Genomic DNA, 20,372 nt, shown 5'->3' on the forward strand with positions numbered 1-20,372 from the left:
TACCTCATTTGTTTTTCAGCAAGATCGCCTGCATGTAGCTGCCTGGAATCGCGTAAGTGATGCCGCTGGGCGCGCTGATGGCTGCCTCTTTGAGGCCCTTGACGTACACCATGTTGACGATGCCGTAGACGAGACCGGTCTCGGGATCGAACAGGGGGCTGCCGCTGCTGCCCGGATACGCCGTCGCGTCCAGCTGGAACACGGTGTACGGCGCCTTTTGCAGTTGCGCCAGGCGCCGCACGTCGAGGCGCTGCGCGTTTTCGCTGGGCATGACCACCGGCGTCAGCGATGACACGGTGGCGCGGTGCGTCACGTGGTGCAAACCGAGCAAGGTGCCTAGCGGAAACCCCGTAAACGCCATGGCCTGGCCTTCGCGCACCGTGGCCGCGTCGCCCAGCGCGAGGGCGGGCAGGGGCGCGCCCGCCAGGCGCAGCAAGGCCAGGTCGTGTTCCGTGTCCAGCGCCTGGACCTTGGCGGGACGGAATTGCGCCACCTCGCCCTGGCCCGTGAGTATGCCGATGATTTCGTTCGGATTGGCGTCAAGCAGTTTCTGGATCACATGGGCGCAAGTGAGCACGCTCAAGCCGTCGCCCGTCACGAAACCCGTGCCGATCAAATTCATGGGCGGCGTGCGCGTCTTTTGCAGGCTGCCCACGCCAACGATGGACGGTTTCACGCGCGCGATGGTTTGCGCCAGCGCCGCATCGGCGCGGCACGGCACGCTGGCCAGGGCCAGGCAAAACAATAGGACGGAAGACAGGAATTTCATGGCGGCGCGCTTTCAACGGTCGGAGGTGGCGGGGGCTGCAGCAGCGCACACAGCAGCATCAGATAGCACAGCAGGGCGATGCGCGGCACGTCGAGCAGGCTGTCGAACAGGCCGACGACGAGAAAACCCAGCAGGGCGGCGGCGCACGCCAGCGCGCAGGAATCGCCGTGCGCGGCCTGGCGCAGCAGGCGCAGGCCGGCCACGGCCAGCAGGGCCAGCATGGACAGGGCGCCGCACCAGCCCGTTTCCACCAGCACATGCAGCGCCATGCTCTTGATGTGCCACGGCAAGTGATGGTGGTCGCTGCTGAAAAACCAGTAATTGTTGGCCTGTGTAAAGCGCCCATTGGCGATCAATTCCTCGCCGCCGGGCGCGCGCAAGCTCAGATTGTCGACTTCGATCACGGACGAGGTGGCCGTGCCGCTGGCCGCCAGTTCCAGTTGCACTGGCGGGCGCAGCAGCCAGGCTCCGCCGCCCAGCCAGGCGCTGTCGAACGGCACCTCGTAGTGCTGCCACGTGCTGGCCGGCGTGCTGGCCGATGGCGCGCGCAGGCGCAGCGGGACATGCACGCAGCCTTGCGCATACAGCAATTGCCGCTGGCACAGGCGCACCAGCAGCACGGGCATGGGCCCGCTCCGGCGTGCATCGAGCGCCAGGGTGTAGCGCGTGGCCGGCTGCACGTGCAGGCGTTGCAGCAGGCGCAGCAGTTCGCCATAGCCGGCGCTGTAGCCGGGACTGGCCAGGCGCACATAGCGGTTACCCGGGTTTTCCTCGCTTCCGCCATCTTCCGCATAGGCGATGCTGGCCGGCACCTCGCGCTGGGGATTGTGCCAGTAATAGGTGGCGGGAAAGCTGCCCATGCCCATGCCGAACAGGCGGTCGTCCCAAGCGGACGGCTGCATGGCCAGCACTTGCCGCCAATGGCGCAAGCGGCCTTGCATGTCGAAGGCGGTGGTGGCGAAACGTTCGGTGGCGTAATAGCTGGCCGAGACGGGAATGGCCAGCAGCAGCAGGATGCCGGCCGCGCCCGCGATGCTCAGGCTGACCCGGTCCAGCCGCCACAGCGGTGGGCGCAAGCGTCCGTTGCACAGCATCAGCATGGCCAGCAGCACGACCAGGCCGGCCGGCAGCAGTGCCGGCGGACCGGCCCAGTGCCAGCCTATCCAGGCGAGATTGCATGCCAGCATGGTCCATGCCACCATTGCCAGGCCCAGCCTGGCTGGCCCTTTTCCCCCAGCGCCACTGGGCCACAACGCGCCCGCCAGCAGCGCGGCGGCCAGCAGGAACAGGAAATACGGGCCTTTCAGCCAGCCGGCCGTTTGCTGGCCGGCCGGCTCCGGCCACCAGGCGGCCAGCAAGCCCTGCAGGCACAGTGCGCACAGCAGGCTGGCCGGCGCCAGGCGCCACGGCAAGGGCCGCGCCGCCAGCACGAAGCTGGCAGCAAGCAGGACGGTGGCGGCAAGCAATCCCCGGTAGCCGGCCATGCTGAACATGTATGCGAGCAGGACGGTGCCCAGGCCGGTCAGCAGCAGCTTCAGCAAGAGTTGGCGCACGGGCCGCTGGCCTTGCGGTGGTCGCGCCGCGCCGGGCGCCGTCCGCAGGACTTGCCAGAATGCCAGCAGCATGGCCGCTGCCAGGGCCGCGTACAGGCCCCGTGAAAAGGTGGTGCAGGCCGCGTGCAGGGCCAGGGCCAGCAGCAGCATGGCCAGCGCCGCCTGCCAGCGGCTGCGGGCGCGCGCCAGCCACAGTGCGGCAAACGGCAAGTTCAGGGCCAGGTAGCCGTCCAGCGCCGCGCCGCCCGTGTGCATGGCGGAAAACGGCGCCGTGATGCGGTAATCGCTGGACAGGTTCAGCAGGCCGGGAAACACGGCCCGTTCCCATAGCGCGAACAGGGATACCATGGCCAGCCCGGCCAGCATGCCCGGCAGCGCATAGCGGCGCAAGGCGGGAGGGTCCGCGTCGCGCAGCAGCATCGGCAGCAGCAGCATGCTCCAGGCCCAGGCTTTACCGAGCCGCAAGCTGTTATAGGGACTCAGGTAGTTATCCCAGGCATTCAGTTCGAGGTGCTGCAGCGGCAGGACGCCGCGCAGCAGCGCCGCCAGCCAGGCCAGGCTGCACAGCAGCAAACAGGCACGGGTGGCCGGCGAGAGGCGCGCCGCTGCGCCCCGGGCCGGCCTGCCCAGACGCCAGTAGCCGCAAGCTACCGTCAGCAACAGCAGCACGTCGATTTCTTCGAGGAAGAACCAGCCCGTCCACGGCGCCAGGTCCAGCACGGGCAGCAGGGCGGGCACGCAGAACAGCCAGCTGGCGGGGCGCCAGCACAGCAGCAGGAAATACGCGGGCAGCAGGGCGGCAAACAGCAGGCCGGGCCAGCCGTGGCCCAGCGGATAATGGCGCAAGGCCAGCACGCAGGCTGTGCCTGCCAGCAAGGCCAGCGGCCGCGCCGCCACACCGGGCATGGCCGCATGCACAGCCATGGCCTACAGCTGGGTCAGCAAGGCTTGCGCCGCGGCCCGCTGCGGAAAGTCCTTGTTGGCGGCCAGCAGTTGTTCCAGTTGCTTGCGCGCACCGCCCTTGTCGCCCGATTTCGCCAGGGCCGCGCCCAGGTGATACTGCACTTCGGGCGACTTCGGCGCGAGGCCCGCCGCCTTGCGCAGCAGGGCCGTGGCGCGCTTGACGTCGCCTTGCTCCAGCACGATCCAGCCCAGGGTGTCGAGCACGGCGGGATTGTCGGGCGTCAGCTTGAGTGCCTGCTCGGCCGTGGCTTGCGCGCGCGGATCTTTTTCCTGCTGATATGCCCAGGCCAGGTCGTTCAGCGCCACCACGTTGCCCGTATCCTTGGCAACGACATACTGGAAGTGCTCGATGGCGGCGCGGTATTGCTTCGCTGCCAGCTGGGTACCCGCCAGATAGGTGCGTGTCGGCAAGTCTTCCGGATGGGCTTTCAGCCAGGCGGCCATGCGCGTCTCGGCTTCGCGGTCCTGTCCCGACGCCTGCAAGGCGCGATACAGCTGCACCTGCAAGGGGCCGATGGGGCTGATGCCGAAGGCGTGCTGGTACAGCTTGACGGCTTGCTGCGGCAGCTTTTGCTCCATCAGCACGTCGCCCTCGAGCTTGTAGCCGGCCGCCAGCTTCGGCTGCTGTTCCTGCACGTGGCGCGCCACGGCCAGCGCCTCGCGTTGGCGTTTCAGGTTCAGCAGCATGGCCACTTCCACCACGCGCGCTTCCAGCAAGGCCGGGTCAAGCGCCTGCGCCCGCTTGACGGCTTGCAGCGCATGATGATGGTCGCCCAGCGCCAGGTGCAGGCTGGCGATGCGCATCTGCAAGGGCGCGGAGGTGGTTTGCAGGCTGGCCAGCTTGCTGTAGCTGTCGAGCGCGGCCGGCGCCTGGCCGGCGCTGTACTCGACCTGGGCGCGCAGGGCCAGCGCATCGGCATCGCCCGGATGGCCCGTCTGCAGGGTGCGCGCCAGTTCCAGCGCCTTGTCGGGTGCACCCGTCTTCAGGTAAAAGTTACTCAGCAGCAGAGCCGGCGCGACGGCGTCGGGATTGTCGCGGTGGGCCCGTTCGAGCCAGCGCCGCGCCTCGTCCGTCTTGCCCTCCGATGCGGCCAGCTTGGCCAGCGCCGCGCACAGGTCGGCATTTTTCGGCGCCTTCGCCAGCGCCCGCTCGAAGCGCTGTTTCGCCTGCTCCGGCTTCTTCTCGGCCAGGTCGATCTGTGCCAGGTTGTTCAAGGCAGGTAAATACACGGGGTCCATGCCCAGGGCTTGCTCGAAACTGGCGCGCGCGGCGGGCAAGTCGCGCAAGGCCAGGTAGACACCGCCTTTCAGGTTCAGCAGCAAGGGATTCGTGCCTTTCTGCTGTTGCTCCATCATCTTGACGCTGGCCAGGGCCTTGTCGTTCTGCTTGTTGCGCAGCAAGGTCATCACCAGCATGGTGCCCGCTTGCGGCGTGCTCTTGTCGAGCATGCTGGCGCGTTCCAGTTCATTGATGGCGCGGCTGTTCTCGCCCATGCCCAGCCGGCTGATACCCAGCGCCGCGTGCAGCCTGGCCGTGTCCGGCGCCAGGGTGCTGGCCTGTTCGAAATACGCCGTTGCCTTGTCGTACTGGCGCGCGCGCAAGTGGGCTTCGCCGGCCAGCGACAGCAATTCCACGTCGTCGGGGAAGGCGGCCAGCATCGGTTGCAGCAAGCCGATGGCCGCATCGGTCTTGCCGCGCATCAACTCAATCGAGGTTATCATCTTGACGGCATACAGATGCCTGGGGTACACGGCCAGGAAGCGCCGCAGGTAGGTTTCCGCCTGAGGCGGCGAGCCGAGCGCCAGTTGCACGGCGCCGGCCAGCAGGATGGACGGCATGTGATCGGGCGCCGCCTTGAGCACCAGTTGCAAGGCTTGCAAGGCCGCCTTGTTCTTGCCCTGGCGGAAATCGAGCAGCGCCTGCGTCTGCAGCAAGCCCAGGCTGTTGGGCGCCGTCTTGCGCGCCGTGGCCAGCTGGGCCGCCGCTTCCAGGTAGTGCTTTTCCACGATGTCGAGGTTGGCCAGGTCGATATGCGCCTGGGTATTGTCCGGTTTGATCTTGAGTATGCGCATGTAGGCGAGCCGCGCCGCGCCGTTCTTGCCTTGCAGGCGCAGCAAATCGCCTTGCAGGCGCAAGGCGTCCAGGTTGGCGGGCGCACTTTTCAAGGCTTGCGCCAGCAGCAGCTCGGCCGCCGGCACTTGCTGGTCCAGCGCCGCCAGGCGTGCCAGGCCCAGCAAGGCCTCGACGTGGTCGGGATAGGCTTCGAGCAGGTGCGAGTACAGGGCGCGCGCCTCGTCCCGGCGGCCCAGGGCCAGCAAGGCATCGCCGCGCAGGGCCAGCACGCTGGCGGGTTGCCCTGCATCGTCGGCGATCTCGGCCAGCACCTTGTCGAACTGGCCCAGCATCAGCCAGGCCTTGCCCAGCAATGGCATCACTTGCTGCGACGCCAGGCCCAGCGACTTTGCCTTGCGCAATTCTTTCTCGGCCGACAGCGCTTCTCCCGTGTCGATATAGATGCTGCCCAGCAGCAAGCGCGCGGCAGCATTGTCCGGTTCCTTCTGCAGCAGGTTCTTCAACTGGATGATGGCGGCCCGCGCTTCGCCTTTCTGGCGGTACTGCTGCGCGTCGGCCATCAGGGTCTCGCTGCTCTGCGTGCCGTGGCACGCCGTCAGCAGGGGCAGCAGCAGGGTGCAGCACAGCGCGGCGGCAGGCAGGCCAGGGAAAGGGCGGGGCTGGGAACGGGCCATGGAAGTCTCCGGTAACGGCGTGCATGAGGAATCGGCATGGCCTAGCTTAAAAAGATGGCCGCCGGTCTCCTTGATTGCGCTCAACAAGCCGCCGATTGTCGGCGTGCCTGCTGGCCGCCGGCCCGTGTTTCTTGTTCCCGCTCAAGAATGGCCGGACCGGCAACCGTAGAATTTCCCGGACGGCGATGCTCAGGCCGCAACCATTCGGAGCACAGGCATATGGACAGCAATGTGGATAGCAATGCGGGCGTGGTGGCGGTGGTGGGGCTCGGTTATGTGGGCTTGCAACTGGCCGTGGCGTTTGGCATGCGCCAGCGCACGATCGGCTTTGACTTGTCGGTCCGCAAGGTGGAAAGCTACCGGCGCCACATCGACCCGACGGGCGAAGTCAGCCATGAACAGCTGCTGGCCGCGCAATGGCTGAGCGTCGGCTGCGATCCGGCCGAACTGCAACTGGCCGATTTCATCGTCGTGGCCGTGCCCACGCCCGTCGACAGCGCGCACAATCCCGATTTCTCGGCCCTGGCCGGCGCCAGCGCGGCCGTCGGCCGCCACATGCGGCGCGGCGCCATCGTCATCTATGAATCCACCGTGTATCCGGGCGCCACCGAGGAAATCTGCATCCCCATCCTCGAGCAGCATTCGGGCCTGCGCTGGAAAGAAGACTTTCATGTGGGCTTTTCACCCGAGCGCATCAACCCGGGCGACAGGGATCATACGCTGCACAGCATCCGCAAGGTGGTTTCGGGCGACGATGCGGCCACCCTGGACAAGATCGCCGCCCTGTACGAAGGCGTGGTCGAGGCCGGCGTGCACCGGGCCTCGAGCATTCGCGTGGCCGAGGCGGCCAAGGTGATCGAAAACACGCAGCGCGACCTGAATATCGCGCTGATGAACGAGCTGGCCATCATCTTCGACCGCATCGGCATCGATACCCTGGAAGTGCTGCAGGCGGCGGGCACGAAATGGAATTTCCTGCCGTTCCGGCCCGGACTGGTGGGCGGCCACTGCATCGGCGTCGACCCATACTATTTGACGCACAAGGCGGAAATGCTCGGCTACCACCCGCACGTGATCCTGGCCGGGCGCCGCATCAACGACGGCATGGCCAAGTTCGTGGCGGAAAAAACCATCAAGGAAATGGTGCGCGCCGGCTTCAAGCTCAAGGGCTCGCATGTGAACGTGCTGGGCCTGACCTTCAAGGAAAATTGCCCGGACCTGCGCAACTCGAAAGTGGTCGACATGATCCACGAACTGCAATCGTACGGCGTGCAGGTGCATGTGCACGATCCCGTCGCCGATGGCCGCGAAGCGCTGGAAGAATACAGTTTATCGCTGGAAAGCTGGGAGCAGCTGCCGCGGGCCGAGGCCATCATCAGCGCCGTTTCGCACCAGGCCCTGCTGGCCCGCCCGCTGGCCGATTTCCAGGCCAAGGTGCAGGAAAACGGCTGCTTCATCGACATCAAATCGCATTTCGACCCCCGTCCGCTCGAGGATTGCGGCCTGCACGTATGGCGGCTGTGATGGCGGCCGATGCCTTCGACCGGGCTGCAAACACGGCGCAAGGCGCCCCTGCTGGCAGCCCGGCTGCCGGCGCCTACGCGCAAGCCTGCGCGCAGCTGGCTAGCGAACCGCGCCGCTGGCTGGTGACGGGCGTGGCCGGCTTCATCGGTTCGCACCTGCTGGAAACCCTGCTGCACCTGGGCCAGGAAGTGCGCGGGCTCGACAATTTCATGACAGGCCACCGGCACAACCTGGAACTGGTGCGCGCCAGCGTGGGCGAACAGGCGTGGCGGCGCTTCACCTTCATCGAAGGCGATATCCGCGACCCGCAGGCGTGCGCGCGCGCGTGTGCTGTGCCGGCGCAAGCCGCCGGCCTCGGCCTCGGCGACAGTGAGACCGATGGTGAGACAAGCGCTGCCGATGGTGGCAGCGGTCCCGGCGGCAGCTTGGCCGGGCGCGGCCGTGCCGATCCGGACGGACCCGTCGCCGCCGTCGCCGTCGATTATGTGCTGCACCAGGCGGCGCTCGGTTCCGTTTCGCGTTCGCTGGAAGACCCGTTGCTGTGCCACGCCGTCAATGTCAGCGGCTTCCTGAACATGCTGGCCGCCGCCCGCGACGCGGGCGTGCGGCGCTTCGTGTACGCGGCTTCCAGCGCCACATATGGCGACCATCCGGCCTTGCCGAAAGTGGAACAGCACATCGGCGCGCCCCTGTCGCCGTATGCCTTGAGCAAATATGTCAACGAACTGTATGCGCAAGTGTACGCGCGCTGCTACGCCATGCAGACGGTGGGGCTGCGCTATTTCAATGTCTTCGGTCCGCGCCAGGATCCGCTGGGTGCCTACGCGGCCGTCATTCCCCGCTGGATCGCCGCCATGCTGGACAACCAGGCCGTGCACATCCATGGCGACGGAGCCACCAGCCGCGACTTCTGCTTCGTGCACAATGCCGTGCAAGCCAATATCCTCGCCGCCACCGGCACCGACCCGGCGGCCGTGAACCAGGTCTACAACGTGGCCGTCAACGCCCGCACCAGCCTGACGCAGCTGCACGCCACCATGCAGCAGATGCTGCTGGCCGTCCGCCCGCAGCACGTGCAGCAGGCACCGCACTACGGCGAGTTTCGCGCCGGCGACGTGCGCCATTCGCAGGCGGACATCGCCAAGGCGGCCCGTTTGCTGGGCTATGTACCCACGCACAACCTGGCGCAAGGCTTGCGGCACACCATCGCCTGGTATGTGGCGCAGGCTGGCCGCACCTGAGGTGGGCGCGCAGCTGACTTCCATAGCCGGTGTCCGATCCTGGTCAGATCCATGCGTCCGATACACATGCCCAACACGTATGCTTGATATCCACCGGCCTCCTGTCGTCTAGCGTTGCACGGGCGGCGCTGTCGGCGTTGTTGACGTTGTTGATGACGCTGCCGGTTCGGGCGGCTCCGGTACGCCGTCGCTCTTGCTGCGCAGCACCCGGGGCGTGCCGCGGAAATCGGCCGTATGCAGGGTGACGGGGCGGCGCCAGACGCGGGCGATGTAGGCCAGCACCTGTTCCGCCCGCTCCAGGTCCAGGCCGCGCCCGTCGCGCTGGTGATCGTGGCGCAGCACCAGGCTGCCGTCGTCATTGAGCAGGGTCACGGCGATGCACGGCGCGCCATAGTTGTATTTGGGCGCCAGGATGGCTTCGCGGATGGCCCGCAAGTCGCGGCTGGCCAGGCGCGTTTCGCCATCGCGGCGGCTTTCATGCACGAACAGGCCCAGGCGGTCAGCCAGTTCGCCGTCCAGATAGTTGCGTATGAAACTGCAGTCATCGTCGTCGCGGCAAATCTGGCGCGCCCGCGCCAATCCTTCGCGCTCGATGATGTGTTCCCACATGCAAAAGCCCAGGTGATAGGGATTGACGGCCAGCGCCTGCTGGTGTTCGCCCGCGTAAGGACGCACCACGTCCGAATGCGACTTGATGGCGGACAGATACAAGGCCGGCGGCAGGAAGTCGGCTTCGCGCAGCAGCCGCGCATGCCAGTACGAGGCCCAGCCTTCGTTCATGATCTGGCAGGCGTACACGGGATAGAAGTAAAACGACTCTTCGCGCACGGCCAGGAAAATGTCGCGTTCCCAGTCGGCCAGCTCCGGCGCATGTTGCGCAATGAACCATAATAAATCGTATTCGGGCTGCGGCGGCAGGAGCGGGCGCTGCGTCACGCGTGCCCGTGCCGCCTCGTGCGCCGCCCGCGCGGCCGCTTCGCCGGGCAGGCGCCGGTAGCGTTGTGCAAAAGGAGCGTCGTCGCTGGTCCTGTCGCGCGTACCCGCCGCGCAGGCTGGCCAGGATGCCGCATAGGGCGGGCGGTGCAGCTCGGCGTGGATGTCCACATGCTGTTCCAGCGCCAGTGCCGCGTCGAGCACGGCTTCCACCTGCTCCTGCCCGTGGCGTTGCAGCGCCATTTCGAGACGCTGTGCCCGTGCCGCGCTTTGTTCCAGGATGTGCTGGCCCGCCATGGCGCCGAAACGCAGGAACAGGGCATTGCGGCTGGCAAAGTCGGCGTGGCCCAGCACATGCGCTGTGACGAGGGTGTTTTCCGCCACGGAATTGTGTTCGGCCATGTAGGCATGGCAAGGGTCGCCGGGGAACATGACTTCGAACATATGCGAGTTGCCCATCTTTTGATGCACGAGCTGGTGGATGTAGCGCACGCCGAACGACCAGTGGCGCATGCGCACGGGCAAGCCATAAATGGCTATCTCGGCCATGAAGCTTTCCGGCACCAGCTCGAACTCGACGGGGGCAAATGCCAGGCCCAGTTCCCGCGCCAGCGCTTCGATGCGCGTCGCGTAGCTGTCCAGGCCGGCCGTGTCGCCGTGGCGCTGAGCGTCAGTCCGGGTCATGGCGGTTCCTCCGTTTCTGCCGCCTCGTGCTGGAAAAAGGTGCGGATGGCCGCCCAGATATCGTCATTTTTGCTGAGGATGCTGCTGTGCAAGGGCAAGCCGCGCCGCTCCTGCTCGGCGCACAGGCTGTGCATTTCCGTTTCCAGGCTGCGCGGCACGCCAGGCACGGTTTCCACATAGCCCATATAGTTGAGCAAGGCGCCCAGTTCGCCCAGGACCAGGCTGGTCGCTCCCCGGTCTTCGCTGAAATTCTCGCCATCGGAAGCATAGAACAGATAGGCGTTGTAGCGTCCCGGCGCGTAGTGCTCCTGCAGCAGCTCCCGGCTCAGGCGAAAGGCGGTGGACGCCATGGTGCCGCCCATGCCGTTGACCTGGAAGAACTCGGCTTCGGAAAACTCCCACGCCCGCGTCGTATGAGCGATAAAGCGCGTTTCCACGCGCACATATCTGCGGCGCAAGCCCTGCAAGGCAAAGAAAAAGAAGGATTTGGCCAGCTTGCGCTCGGCCTGCGCCATGCTGGCCGATACGTCCAGCACGAAAAACACGACGGCATTCGCGCTCGGCCGGGGCTGTGGCAGCACCTGGCGGTAGCGCAAGTCGTCATTGGTGAAGGGCACGGGCTGCGTTTGCAAGGCGCGCCGCTTGATGGCTTCCTTGACAGTGCGCCGCCGGTCCAGGCGCGAACGGGCGCCATGACGGTCCAGGCCGCTACGCACGAGCCGGACTTCGTCGATGGCGCCCAAGTGGCGCGGCTTCAGGTGCGGCAGCTCGAAGGCGTCCCACAGCCAGTCGAGAATATCGTCGATGGGAAACTCGAGCAGCAGGCGCACCGCGCCCTCGCCATCGCCGCCTTCGCCTTGCGTTCCCGCCCTGCCCGTGGCGGCGGGGCGGGCCGCGCGCAGGAGATCGCCGGGCTGGCCACCACCCTGGCCCGCGCCCACGCTGCTGCGCGCGGGCGCCAGGCGGAAATGCGCATGTTCAAGCAGGCGCATGGGCACTTGCACCGTGCGTTGCTGCGGCCCGCCGATCAGGTCAGGCGTGGCGATCAGCTCGGGCAAGTGCGCCTGCACGGCGTCGCGCACTTTCTGGTTGTGGCGCAGCCAGTCGCGCGCGCCGCGCGAGAACAGCCCGTACCACGGCTGGGCCAGGGCAGGCGCGGTGCCCGTATGCGCTGTCGTGCCGGCGGAATGCACCGTGCTTGCCGTGGCTGGCGAGCCTGCGCGGCCATCCCGTTCCGCAGGGCCATGCTGATTGCCGTTGCCTGGCGAGCGCGCGGCGGACATGGCTATTCCTGCGCCAGCAAGGTGGTTACGTAGTTGAGCGCTTCGCGCGCGCTATGGGCGTCATAGCCGTATTCGTCGACCAGGCGCTGCTCGACGGCCGATATCCTGGACCGCACGTCGTCATCGGGGCGCTTGGCCGAGCCGACCAGGCGCAGCACGTCGCGCCGCTGCTCGAACAGGTATTGCTGGATGGCGTCGTGCAGTTGCGCATGGCTGGCCAGGCCAAATGGTTCGCCCCGCTTGAAGGCGCTCATGGCCTTGCGGACCACTTCTTGTCGGAAAGATTGCTTGCCCGAGTCGCTGATGTGGATTTTTTCTTCCACGGCGCGCAGGAACCGTTCGTCGGGACGGCGCTCTTCGCTGGTGATGGGATCGCGGATCTGGCGGTTGTCGAGCATGGCTTCGACTTCATCGAGATATTTGTTCAGCAAGTCTTGCGCTTCTTGCTCGAACGACACGAACAGGGCCTTGTGCACGTCAGCCTTGACCCAGCGGTTATAGAAATCCTTGCGTGTGAGCACCAGGTAATCGACCCACTTGCGCTTGCGCCGTGGTTCGATGCGCGCATCGTTTTCGATGCCGTCCTTCAGGGCCAGCAGCACGTCCATGGTGGACAGGCTGTTGCGCTGGGCGGAAATGATGGCGTGCGACAGGGCATTGATGACGAAACGGGGCGACACGCCCGACAGGCCCTCGTCGGGCGCCTTGTCGCGCTCGCGCATGCGGCGGATGTCGGCCGGCTGCAAGTCGTCCACGTCTTCATCGGCGTAGATGCGCAGTTTCTTGACCAGCTCGGCCTCCTTGTCCTCGCCTTCGGGCAGACGGCTGAGGATGGCAAACACGGCCGCCGCATGCAGCACGTGCGGATCGAGGTGTACGTCGCGGAAGGCGGGCGCGGCCGCCAGGATCAACTTGCGGTAGATGCGTGCTTCCTCGCGGTAATTGAGCGTGTAAGGCACTTGCACGATGACCATGCGGTCGAGCAGCGCCTCGTTTTCGCTTTCTTGCAGGAATTTGCGAAATTCGGCCAGATTCGTGTGCGCGAGGATGGTTTCGTCCAGATAGATCAGGGGAAAGCGCGACACCTTGACATTCTTTTCCTGCGTCAGGGTCAATAGTAAATAGAGGAATTCCCGCTTGACCTTGAGGATCTCGATCATTTCCAGCATGCCGCGGCTGGCCGCGTATACCGCGCCGGACCACGACCAGGCGCGCGGATCGCCTTCGTCGCCGTACTGCGCCACTTTCGACAGGTCGACGGAACCGACCAGGTCGGCCAGGTCGGCCGTGGTGGGATCGTGCGGCGCATACGTGCCGATGCCGCAGCGGCCCGCCTCGGACAGGTGGATGCGCTCGACGGGCATACGCTGGAAATCGCCTGCGTACTGTTCTTCCAGGCGGGCGCGGCAATGGGGGCACAGTTCGCCCTGCAGCTCGGCATCATAGCTGGCGCGAAAGTCGGCGCGCATGCTGTGCGGCACCAGATGCAGCGGCGATTCGTGCACGGGACAGCCGGCGATGCCGTACAGCGCGCCTTCGCTGCTGTGGCTGTATTCTTCCAGCCCCCGCTTGAGCAGGATCACCATGGTCGACTTGCCGCCCGACGGCGGGCCCAGCAATAGCAACATGCGCCGGCCCACCTCGGAGCCGGCGGCGGCGGCCTTGAAGTAGGCGGCAACCCGGTCGATTGCCTCATCAATGCCGAACAGCTCGTCGTCGAACAGGCGGCAGCGGAAGCGCCCGTTGTCATCGGTCTGGCCGTTCCAGCGCATCATGTCCCACAGGTACTGGTGCGCGCTGCGCGTCAGCAGGGCCGCGCGACCGGGCAGGATCTGCTCGATGAAATCGGCAAAACTGCCGCCCCATGGGCGGATGCGGTGTTTTGCCGCCCAGGCCGCCATGCCGTGCACAAAACCCGCATGCTGGCCTGCTTGCTCGCCCGCAGGCGCGTCGTCGTGGCGTGTCATACCAGGGCTCGTCATTGTTTCCCCATCCATACCGTTGCTGCCGTGGAGCAGGCCCGGTTCCAGCCTGTCGGCCAAGTATACGGCGCTACCTCTGGCCGCACGCCTGATCTCGCTCAACCTTGACGAGGGAACTATTTTTATCCTCGCTGCCACCGTTGGGGCAGGGCCGCCATGCGCCAGCGCAGTTCAATCCAGATCAATACCGGCCGGCGCGGTCCGTCCAGACTGGTGGTTTGCGGCGACCCACGAGGAGAACATGATGATAGGCAACGAGAATGGCTTCAGCGCCCCGCCTGGCGCCAGCGGCAGGGGACAAAGCACGGACGATGAAGAGGCCGTCGGCCAATTTTCCGTCCCTGGCGAAGACGATAATACGATCGAGAGCGCGTCCGTCTCGGACGTGCCCGACGCCTTGAGCGGCGTCAGCATGGAATTGCTGGAAATCAAGCGCAGCATCGAAGACGGCATGCGCCAAAGCATTTCCCAGGCGGGCGGCGTGCGCGCGGCCGACGCCTTCAGCGACGGCGGCAATATCCAGGGCGTGTCCATCGGCCTGGGCGAGGGCGCCAGCGACAGTTCATCCGGCGAACCGGGCTTGCCGGCCCTGACCCTGTACGTGGCCGAGCCCACTTCCGTCGACCGCGCCAAGGCCGCCATTGTGGGAGCCATGGGCGTGCGCGCCGTGTCCAGCGACAGGGTGCCCGTCAACATCGTCGTCACGGGCGTGATCGATGCGCAACCGCACCGCTTCCGTTTGCGCCCTGCGCCGGCCGGCGTGTCGGTCGGGCATTTCCGCATCACGGCCGGCACCATCGGCTGCCTGGCCGTGGGGCGCAGCGCGCCGCGCAACAGTCGTTTGATGATTCTTAGCAATAATCACGTGCTGGCCAATTCCAATGGCGGCGTGTTCAACGATTGCATCGTGCAGCCGGGCCCCATCGATGGCGGCCGCTGCCCGCAAGACCAGGTGGCCGTGCTCGAGCGCTTCGTGCCCATCAATTTCAGCGGCGGCGTCAACTTCGTCGATTGCGCCACCGGCTGGGCCTGGCCAGACCGCGTGCGTCCCGAACTGGTCTACCTGAGCGGCGGCGTGCCGGCGTATTTCCGCATCAGCAATGCGCTGGTGGCGCCCGCGCTGGGCATGATGGTTGGCAAGTCCGGCCGCACGACGCAACTGACGCAGGGCCGCATCACGGGCCTGGGCGCTACCATCAACGTCAATTACGGCGGCGGCAGGATCGCGCTGTTCCAGGACCAGATCGCCATCACGGGCGTCAGCGGCGCATTCAGCGCGGGCGGCGATTCCGGCTCGTCCATCTGGACGTGGAACCAGCAGCGCAATCCCGTCGGCCTGCTGTTTGCCGGCGGCGGCAATATCACGTTTGCCAACCAGATGCGGCGGGTGGTGGTGGCGCTCGACATCAATTTATACACCTGAGCACGCTGCAAGGGCATGGCGCGGCGGCGTTGCGCCGCCTTGCATAACGCTGTCGTTTGCACGATGATGATATGAGTCAAGGGCAGCAGCCACGCATGGCGCTGGCCGGCGAAGCGTGCTGCAACGCCGGATGGCCGGGTGTATCATGGAATGCATCAGGAGGGTCTGTTATGTCAAACAGTAAATTCGCACAATCGCCCCATGCCGTCTTCGAGGACGCCGCCATGCCGTATTTGCCGGATGATGCCACTGGACAGGGAACGGGCGGCGCGGGCCAGGGATACTACGCCCCTGCCGCGCCCCCGGGCCGCCTGGAAGCGGCAAAGCGGCGCAACGAGCGGGCGCTGATGGCGATCGATGGCGTGGAAGGCGTCAGCCTGGGGCAGACGGCCGTGGGCAAGGAAGCGCTCGTCGTATATTTGCGCGACTCGTCCGTCAAGCGGCGCGTACCGTTGCAGGTCGAGGGCTATCCGGTGGAGACGAGCATCACGGGGCAGATCGATATCCAACGCTGGTAGGTAGGCGAGCCCGACGGCCAGGCCACCGGGCTGCGCATAGCCGCAGGAAGACCTGTTGCCAGGCCTTCGGCTTCGCTTATCCGCCCGCCTTATTTGCTCAGGCGGCCGATCGCTTCAGCCACGCCCGCGCCATAGGCAGGGTCGCACAGGGTGCAGTTGCCGATGTGGCGTTGCTTGACTTGCTCCGAAGCGCCCGAGATGGCGCGCGCCGTGTTGTCGAACAAGGCTTGCTGCTGTGCCGGCGTCATCAGGCGGAACAGGGCGCGCGGCTGCGAATAGTAATCCTCGTCGACACGGTGGTTCCAGTGGTCGGCCGCGCCTTCGATGCTCAGCGGCGGTTCGCGGAAATCGGGCTGCTCGGCCCATTCCTGCTCGCTGTTCGGTTCATAGCCCAAGGTTCCGCCCTGGTTGCCGTCGACCCGCATCTGGCCGTCGCGGTGATAGCTGTGGAACGGGCATTTCGGCGCGTTGACAGGAATATGGCTGTGGTTGACGCCGAGGCGGTAGCGCTGCGCGTCGCCATACGAAAACAGCCGGCCTTGCAGCATCTTGTCCGGCGAAAAGCTGATGCCTGGCACCACGTTGGCCGGGTTGAAGGCGGCTTGTTCCACTTCGGCAAAGTGATTGTCCGCATTGCGGTTCAGTTCCAGCACGCCCACTTCAATCAGCGGATAGTCGCCGTGCGGCCATACTTTCGACAGGTCAAACGGGTTGAGGTGATACGTGCCTGCCTCTTTTTCCGGCATGATCTGCACGTACAGGGTCCAGCGGGGGAAATCCTTGTTTTCGATGCTCTCGTACAAGTCGCGGTGCGAGCTTTCGCGGTCCTTGCCCACCAGTTCTTCGGCTTCCGCATCCGTCAGATTTTGAATCCCTTGCTGGGTCTTGAACGTGAACTTGACCCAGAAACGCTCGTTTTGCGCATTCAGGAAGCTGAAGGTATGGCTGCCGAAGCCATGCATGTGGCGGAAGCTGCGCGGCAAGCCACGGTCGCTCATCACCACCGTCACCTGGTGCAGGGCTTCGGGCAGCGAGGTCCAGAAGTCCCAGTTGCTGTTGGCGCTGCGCAAGCCCGTGCGCGGGTCGCGCTTGATGGCGTGATTCAAATCGGGAAATTTCAATGGGTCGCGCATGAAGAAGACGGGCGTATTGTTGCCGACCAGGTCCCAGTTGCCTTCTTCCGTGTAGAACTTCAGGGCGAAGCCGCGGATATCGCGTTCCGCGTCCGCCGCGCCCCGTTCGCCTGCCACCGTGGAAAAGCGCGCGAACATCGGCGTTTTCTTGCCCACTTCGCCAAAGATTTTCGCCCGCGTGTAGCGCGTGATATCGTGCGTGACGGTAAATGTGCCGTGCGCGCCGGAACCCTTGGCATGCATGCGGCGCTCGGGAATGACTTCGCGGTCGAAGTGGGCCAGCTTTTCCAGGAACCACACATCTTGCAGCAGGGCGGGGCCGCGTGGGCCGGCCGTCTGGATGTTCTGGTTGTCGACTACAGGCGCGCCAAAGGCGGTGGTCAGCTTTTTCATTGGACTCTTTCTTTCATGGCTAGGCAGAGCAATGGACGCACCGGCGCTACTCAAACACTGGCTGGGTTGAATGAACACTCACCGGGGCTGGTCCAGAGTAAAATTTCTAAAATGCAATTTCAGTGTAAACCTTTTTGTGCGAGACGGCTTGCCACGCCGCCCATGCAAGCACAGGCGGCATCCTTGTATCATAAGCGCTGAATGGCTGCCGCTCCCGCACGCTTGCAAGTTACAAGTATATAAAGGCCGGCCTAGCTCACGCCACTGGCCTTTTGTCCAGATTTTAAAACCCGGTTTTTTAAAAACGGTTCCAATTGTTATGCCGGTGCTCCGTCGCTTCCTTCATCAGGTGGCCGGCGCGCAGGGCGTCGTCCGCCTGCACCGTCATGGCCAGTTCCTGGATGGCGGGCGGGTATTCATGGTGGGCCGCTTCTTCCAGCAATTCGCGGCCCTTGGCCAGGTCGCGCGGCACGCCGCGGCCTTCGCGGTAGGCGTTGTACAGCAGGAACATGGCGTGTGGATTGCCCAGCTCGCTGGACTTGGCCAGCCAGCGCGCCGCTTCACCTTGATCTTTCGGCACGCCTTCGCCATTTGCCGCCAGCAAGCCCAGCATCAATGCGGCCTTTGCATGGCCTTGCTGCGCCGCTTGCCGGTACCACAGCCAGGCCTGGGTCGGCGTGGCCGCGCGCAGCATCTGGCCCAGTTCGAAGGCCGCTTCCGTGTCGCCGGCGCGGGCCGCCTGTTCGAACAAGGCCAGGGCCTCGGCGCGGCGTTCGGCACGGGGCTGGTAAATCAGCGCCAGTTCGCGCTCGGCGACGGGCATGTCCTTGCCGGCCCAGCTGCGGACCTTGCGCTCGGCCTGGTGGTCGCCCGCCTGGCGCGCATGCATGGCGACGGCTTCGATTTCCGCCGCCGTGGGCGGTGGCGACGCCTGGCAGGCGGCCAGGGTGGCAGCCAGCACGACGGCGGGGAGGGAAAGTGCGTGTTTCATTGGGATTACCTTTAATCAAAACAGGCCGGAGCTGCCGCGGTTCCGGCCCTCGGACCTTATTTGCTCAGGTCGATGCGGTACTTGGCAAAGCCGCTGGCGTCGAGGCCGCCTTCGGCCGCCACGTTGCTGATGCCGCTGCCTTGCGCCAGCGCCAGATGGCCGGGCGCCGAGCGCAGGATCACGGGACCGGCCGTGGCCGTCTTGACAAAGCTCCAACTGCGCGCGCTGCCATTGGCCGCCAGCGTGACCTTGCCGCCCTTGGTGCTGAGCGACGCCAGGTAGTTGCTCACCACGGCCTGGTTCGCATCGGGCGACTTGATGATGGTCTTGCTGCCATCGATGCCAGGCACGGCGCCGCCGCCACCGGCGCGGTAGTCGTTGGTGGCGACGATGAAATCATCGCCATCGGCCACCGCCGCACCCTTGTACGTGAGGTTGACGATGCGGCTGCCCGGTTTTTTCGTCACGTCGATCTGGTACGTCAGCGCATTGTTTTCCGCGTAGAACACGTCATAGTTATAGATCGTGCCATACGACGGCACTAGGTCTTGCTCGGCGCTGCTGGCCGGATCGATCTGGTTGAATTGTTTGGCCGACGTTTCCAGCCACGCCTTCAAGTCCGCGCCCTTGATCTTTACGGCTTGCAGGTTGTTATTGCTATATAAATACAGGTCGCCCGGATTGCGCACTTGCAAGCCGACCGGCGCGGCCGGGGAAGCGCCAGCGGCCACGTCCGTGAAGTCCGACGGCCCGTTGCGGCCCGCCTTGAATGGCGCGCTGCAGGAAATGACGGGGATGTTCTTGTAGCTGGACAAGGTCGCATCCGTGCTGGTGGCAATGAAGTTCTTCACGTAGTCGAGCTGCGCCTGGTTCACCAGCTGGATGGCGCTCACGTCGCCCACCAGCGCGAAGTAGGCGGACATCTCGAAATCCGTGCTGATGCCCAGCGGCTGCTTGGCGTAGGCGATGGTGGCTGCGTGCTCGGTGGCCACCAGCGGTGCGATGGCCGGGTCGGCTTTCACGAGGGTCTTGCCATCAGTGTACTTGAAGCCGCGCGATTCCACCGTCGTCTTGGCCGGCTGCACCACCCATTTACCGCCCTGATAAGCCATCGTCAGCTTGATGATGCCCAAGCGGCGGCCCCAGCTTTGCGCCATGACGGTGGGTACGCCGTTCACAAAGCCGTTGACGGCGTCGATCTTCGAGCTGGCGGGGAAGGCGGCAAACGAGGCGTCCAGTGCGGCCGCGCCTTCTTCCTTGCCTTTCGGGAAGATCAAGTGCGAGTGGCCGATCATCAGCGCATCGATGCCCGTGCTGGTCAGGTGATAGCTGCTGTTTTCCATCTTCGGACTGTAGGCGCTCGTGTCCAGCCCGCCATGCGACAGGGCCACGACGAGGTCGGCGCCCTTGTTGCGCAATTCCGGCACGTATTGTTTCGCCGCTTCCTGCACGCCCGTCACGCTGACCTTGCCAGCGAGCACTTTTTGATCCCATTCGAGGATTTGCGGCGGCACAAAGCTCAACACGCCCACATTGATTTTCACGGTCAGCTTGCTGCCATCGGGCGCCGTGGCGGCGAAATCGCGGGGCAGCAGGGTGTAGGGCTGGAAGATGGGTTTGCCGCTGGACACGCCGACGACATTGCTCAGCACGGAAGGGAAGGCTGGCGCGCCGCACGTGCCCGTCGGCTTGGCCACGCCGGGAATGCCGAAATCCGTGTTGGTGATCTGGCTCAGGTAGGGCAAGCCATAGTTGAATTCATGGTTGCCCATGCCGCCCGCATCGTATTTCAGCGCGTTCATAGCCTTGTGCACGGCCAGCGTGCCGGAGCAGGGCACGGGCGCCGCCACGGCTTGCAGGTCGGCCAGCAAGGTGCCCTGGATGACGTCGCCATCGTCGAGCAAGACGTTGTTCGGATTTTCCGCGCGCGCCGCCTGGATCAGGGTCGACGTGCGTTCCAGGCCCAGGCTAGTGTCTTCGGCCAGCGCATAGTAGTTATAGCTGAGGACATTCGAGTGGATATCGGTGGTTTCCAGCAAGGCCACGGTGACCGTCGTGCCTTCGGGAATGGCCGGCGCGGCCGGCGTATTTGAACTGCCGTTGCAAGCAACGAGACCCACACTTGCCAGCGCCGCCAGCATGACCCAATTTGTTTTCATTACCGCCCTCGGAGAGATTCAAAGGACGCGACTGTAACGCCGCCATATGACGCGGCGATGACAGCCGTGCAAGGC

The 20,372-nt window shown here is 65.3% G+C and carries 13 protein-coding genes; 4 read left to right on the plus strand and 9 right to left on the minus strand.

Annotation, left to right across the window (positions count from 1 at the left end):
- Positions 1 to 4: 4 nt before the first annotated feature.
- The 3 genes from CSQ92_RS06615 to prsT are packed head-to-tail and all read right to left on the minus strand — an operon-like array spanning position 5 to position 6,033.
- The gene (locus CSQ92_RS06615) at positions 5 to 769 is read right to left on the minus strand and encodes a S1 family peptidase (RefSeq protein ID WP_099393603.1); all 765 of its coding nucleotides are present in this window, start codon (positions 767 to 769) and stop codon (positions 5 to 7) included.
- Complete coding sequence (locus CSQ92_RS06620) at positions 766 to 3,246, minus strand: hypothetical protein (RefSeq protein WP_099393604.1); 2,481 nt, start codon at positions 3,244 to 3,246, stop codon at positions 766 to 768. Before CSQ92_RS06620 ends, CSQ92_RS06615 begins: the two co-directional genes overlap by 4 nt.
- Positions 3,247 to 3,249: 3 nt before the next feature.
- Positions 3,250 to 6,033 (minus strand): XrtA/PEP-CTERM system TPR-repeat protein PrsT, encoded by a 2,784-nt coding sequence (prsT, locus tag CSQ92_RS06625; protein ID WP_099393605.1) that lies wholly within the window; start codon positions 6,031 to 6,033, stop codon positions 3,250 to 3,252.
- 219 nt (positions 6,034 to 6,252) lie between these two features.
- Between prsT and CSQ92_RS06630 the strand changes: the two genes are divergently transcribed.
- Together CSQ92_RS06630 and CSQ92_RS06635 are read left to right on the plus strand one after the other, a co-directional pair.
- Entirely contained in the window at positions 6,253 to 7,557 is a 1,305-nt protein-coding gene (locus CSQ92_RS06630) for a nucleotide sugar dehydrogenase (protein WP_099393606.1), read from the plus strand.
- Positions 7,545 to 8,798: an SDR family oxidoreductase gene (locus CSQ92_RS06635; protein ID WP_257219138.1), complete on the plus strand. Its 1,254-nt coding sequence runs from the start codon at positions 7,545 to 7,547 to the stop codon at positions 8,796 to 8,798. Before CSQ92_RS06630 ends, CSQ92_RS06635 begins: the two co-directional genes overlap by 13 nt.
- Before the next feature lie 108 nt (positions 8,799 to 8,906).
- Here CSQ92_RS06635 and CSQ92_RS06640 read toward each other — a convergent pair whose 3' ends face one another.
- The 3 genes from CSQ92_RS06640 to CSQ92_RS06650 are packed head-to-tail and all read right to left on the minus strand — an operon-like array spanning position 8,907 to position 13,665.
- Entirely contained in the window at positions 8,907 to 10,415 is a 1,509-nt protein-coding gene (locus CSQ92_RS06640; protein WP_099393607.1) for a SpoVR family protein, read from the minus strand.
- Positions 10,412 to 11,698, minus strand: a complete 1,287-nt coding sequence (locus CSQ92_RS06645) for a DUF444 family protein (RefSeq protein ID WP_099393608.1) — start codon at positions 11,696 to 11,698, stop codon at positions 10,412 to 10,414. The genes CSQ92_RS06640 and CSQ92_RS06645 overlap by 4 nt, the downstream gene beginning before the upstream one ends.
- 2 nt (positions 11,699 to 11,700) lie before the next feature.
- Positions 11,701 to 13,665, minus strand: coding sequence for a serine protein kinase (locus CSQ92_RS06650; RefSeq protein WP_099393609.1), 1,965 nt, complete (start codon positions 13,663 to 13,665; stop codon positions 11,701 to 11,703).
- A gap of 256 nt (positions 13,666 to 13,921) precedes the next feature.
- Here CSQ92_RS06650 and CSQ92_RS06655 point away from each other — a divergent pair, with 256 nt between their 5' ends.
- The gene (locus CSQ92_RS06655) at positions 13,922 to 15,103 is read left to right on the plus strand and encodes a S1 family peptidase (protein ID WP_257219139.1); all 1,182 of its coding nucleotides are present in this window, start codon (positions 13,922 to 13,924) and stop codon (positions 15,101 to 15,103) included.
- 170 nt (positions 15,104 to 15,273) lie between these two features.
- Entirely contained in the window at positions 15,274 to 15,621 is a 348-nt protein-coding gene (locus CSQ92_RS06660) for a hypothetical protein (protein ID WP_034787390.1), read from the plus strand.
- Between the two features lie 89 nt (positions 15,622 to 15,710).
- On the opposite strand, the gene CSQ92_RS06665 is transcribed toward CSQ92_RS06660, so the two are convergent.
- The 3 genes from CSQ92_RS06665 to CSQ92_RS06675 all read right to left on the minus strand — a co-directional run bounded on the left by CSQ92_RS06665 (position 15,711) and on the right by CSQ92_RS06675 (position 20,297).
- The gene (locus tag CSQ92_RS06665; RefSeq protein ID WP_092604865.1) at positions 15,711 to 17,147 is read right to left on the minus strand and encodes a catalase; all 1,437 of its coding nucleotides are present in this window, start codon (positions 17,145 to 17,147) and stop codon (positions 15,711 to 15,713) included.
- 298 nt (positions 17,148 to 17,445) lie between these two features.
- Positions 17,446 to 18,138, minus strand: coding sequence for a tetratricopeptide repeat protein (locus CSQ92_RS06670; protein ID WP_099393611.1), 693 nt, complete (start codon positions 18,136 to 18,138; stop codon positions 17,446 to 17,448).
- A gap of 56 nt (positions 18,139 to 18,194) precedes the next feature.
- Positions 18,195 to 20,297, minus strand: a complete 2,103-nt coding sequence (locus tag CSQ92_RS06675; protein WP_099393612.1) for a bifunctional 2',3'-cyclic-nucleotide 2'-phosphodiesterase/3'-nucleotidase — start codon at positions 20,295 to 20,297, stop codon at positions 18,195 to 18,197.
- Positions 20,298 to 20,372: the final 75 nt, after the last annotated feature.

Origin of the sequence: Janthinobacterium sp. BJB446 (assembly GCF_002735655.1) — a bacterium.
GTDB lineage: Bacteria > Pseudomonadota > Gammaproteobacteria > Burkholderiales > Burkholderiaceae_D > Janthinobacterium > Janthinobacterium lividum.

Excerpts from the sequence above, each read along its gene's own strand:
- CSQ92_RS06615 (WP_099393603.1), bottom strand. The coding sequence starts at position 769 with ATGAAATTCCTGTCTTCCGTCCTATTGTTTTGCCTGGCCCTGGCCAGC.
- CSQ92_RS06620 (WP_099393604.1), bottom strand. The coding sequence starts at position 3,246 with ATGGCTGTGCATGCGGCCATGCCCGGTGTGGCGGCGCGGCCGCTGGCC.
- prsT (WP_099393605.1), bottom strand. The coding sequence starts at position 6,033 with ATGGCCCGTTCCCAGCCCCGCCCTTTCCCTGGCCTGCCTGCCGCCGCG.
- CSQ92_RS06630 (WP_099393606.1), top strand. The coding sequence starts at position 6,253 with ATGGACAGCAATGTGGATAGCAATGCGGGCGTGGTGGCGGTGGTGGGG.
- CSQ92_RS06635 (WP_257219138.1), top strand. The coding sequence starts at position 7,545 with ATGGCGGCTGTGATGGCGGCCGATGCCTTCGACCGGGCTGCAAACACG.
- CSQ92_RS06640 (WP_099393607.1), bottom strand. The coding sequence starts at position 10,415 with ATGACCCGGACTGACGCTCAGCGCCACGGCGACACGGCCGGCCTGGAC.
- CSQ92_RS06645 (WP_099393608.1), bottom strand. The coding sequence starts at position 11,698 with ATGTCCGCCGCGCGCTCGCCAGGCAACGGCAATCAGCATGGCCCTGCG.
- CSQ92_RS06650 (WP_099393609.1), bottom strand. The coding sequence starts at position 13,665 with ATGACACGCCACGACGACGCGCCTGCGGGCGAGCAAGCAGGCCAGCAT.
- CSQ92_RS06655 (WP_257219139.1), top strand. The coding sequence starts at position 13,922 with ATGATGATAGGCAACGAGAATGGCTTCAGCGCCCCGCCTGGCGCCAGC.
- CSQ92_RS06660 (WP_034787390.1), top strand. The coding sequence starts at position 15,274 with ATGTCAAACAGTAAATTCGCACAATCGCCCCATGCCGTCTTCGAGGAC.
- CSQ92_RS06665 (WP_092604865.1), bottom strand. The coding sequence starts at position 17,147 with ATGAAAAAGCTGACCACCGCCTTTGGCGCGCCTGTAGTCGACAACCAG.
- CSQ92_RS06670 (WP_099393611.1), bottom strand. The coding sequence starts at position 18,138 with ATGAAACACGCACTTTCCCTCCCCGCCGTCGTGCTGGCTGCCACCCTG.
- CSQ92_RS06675 (WP_099393612.1), bottom strand. The coding sequence starts at position 20,297 with ATGAAAACAAATTGGGTCATGCTGGCGGCGCTGGCAAGTGTGGGTCTC.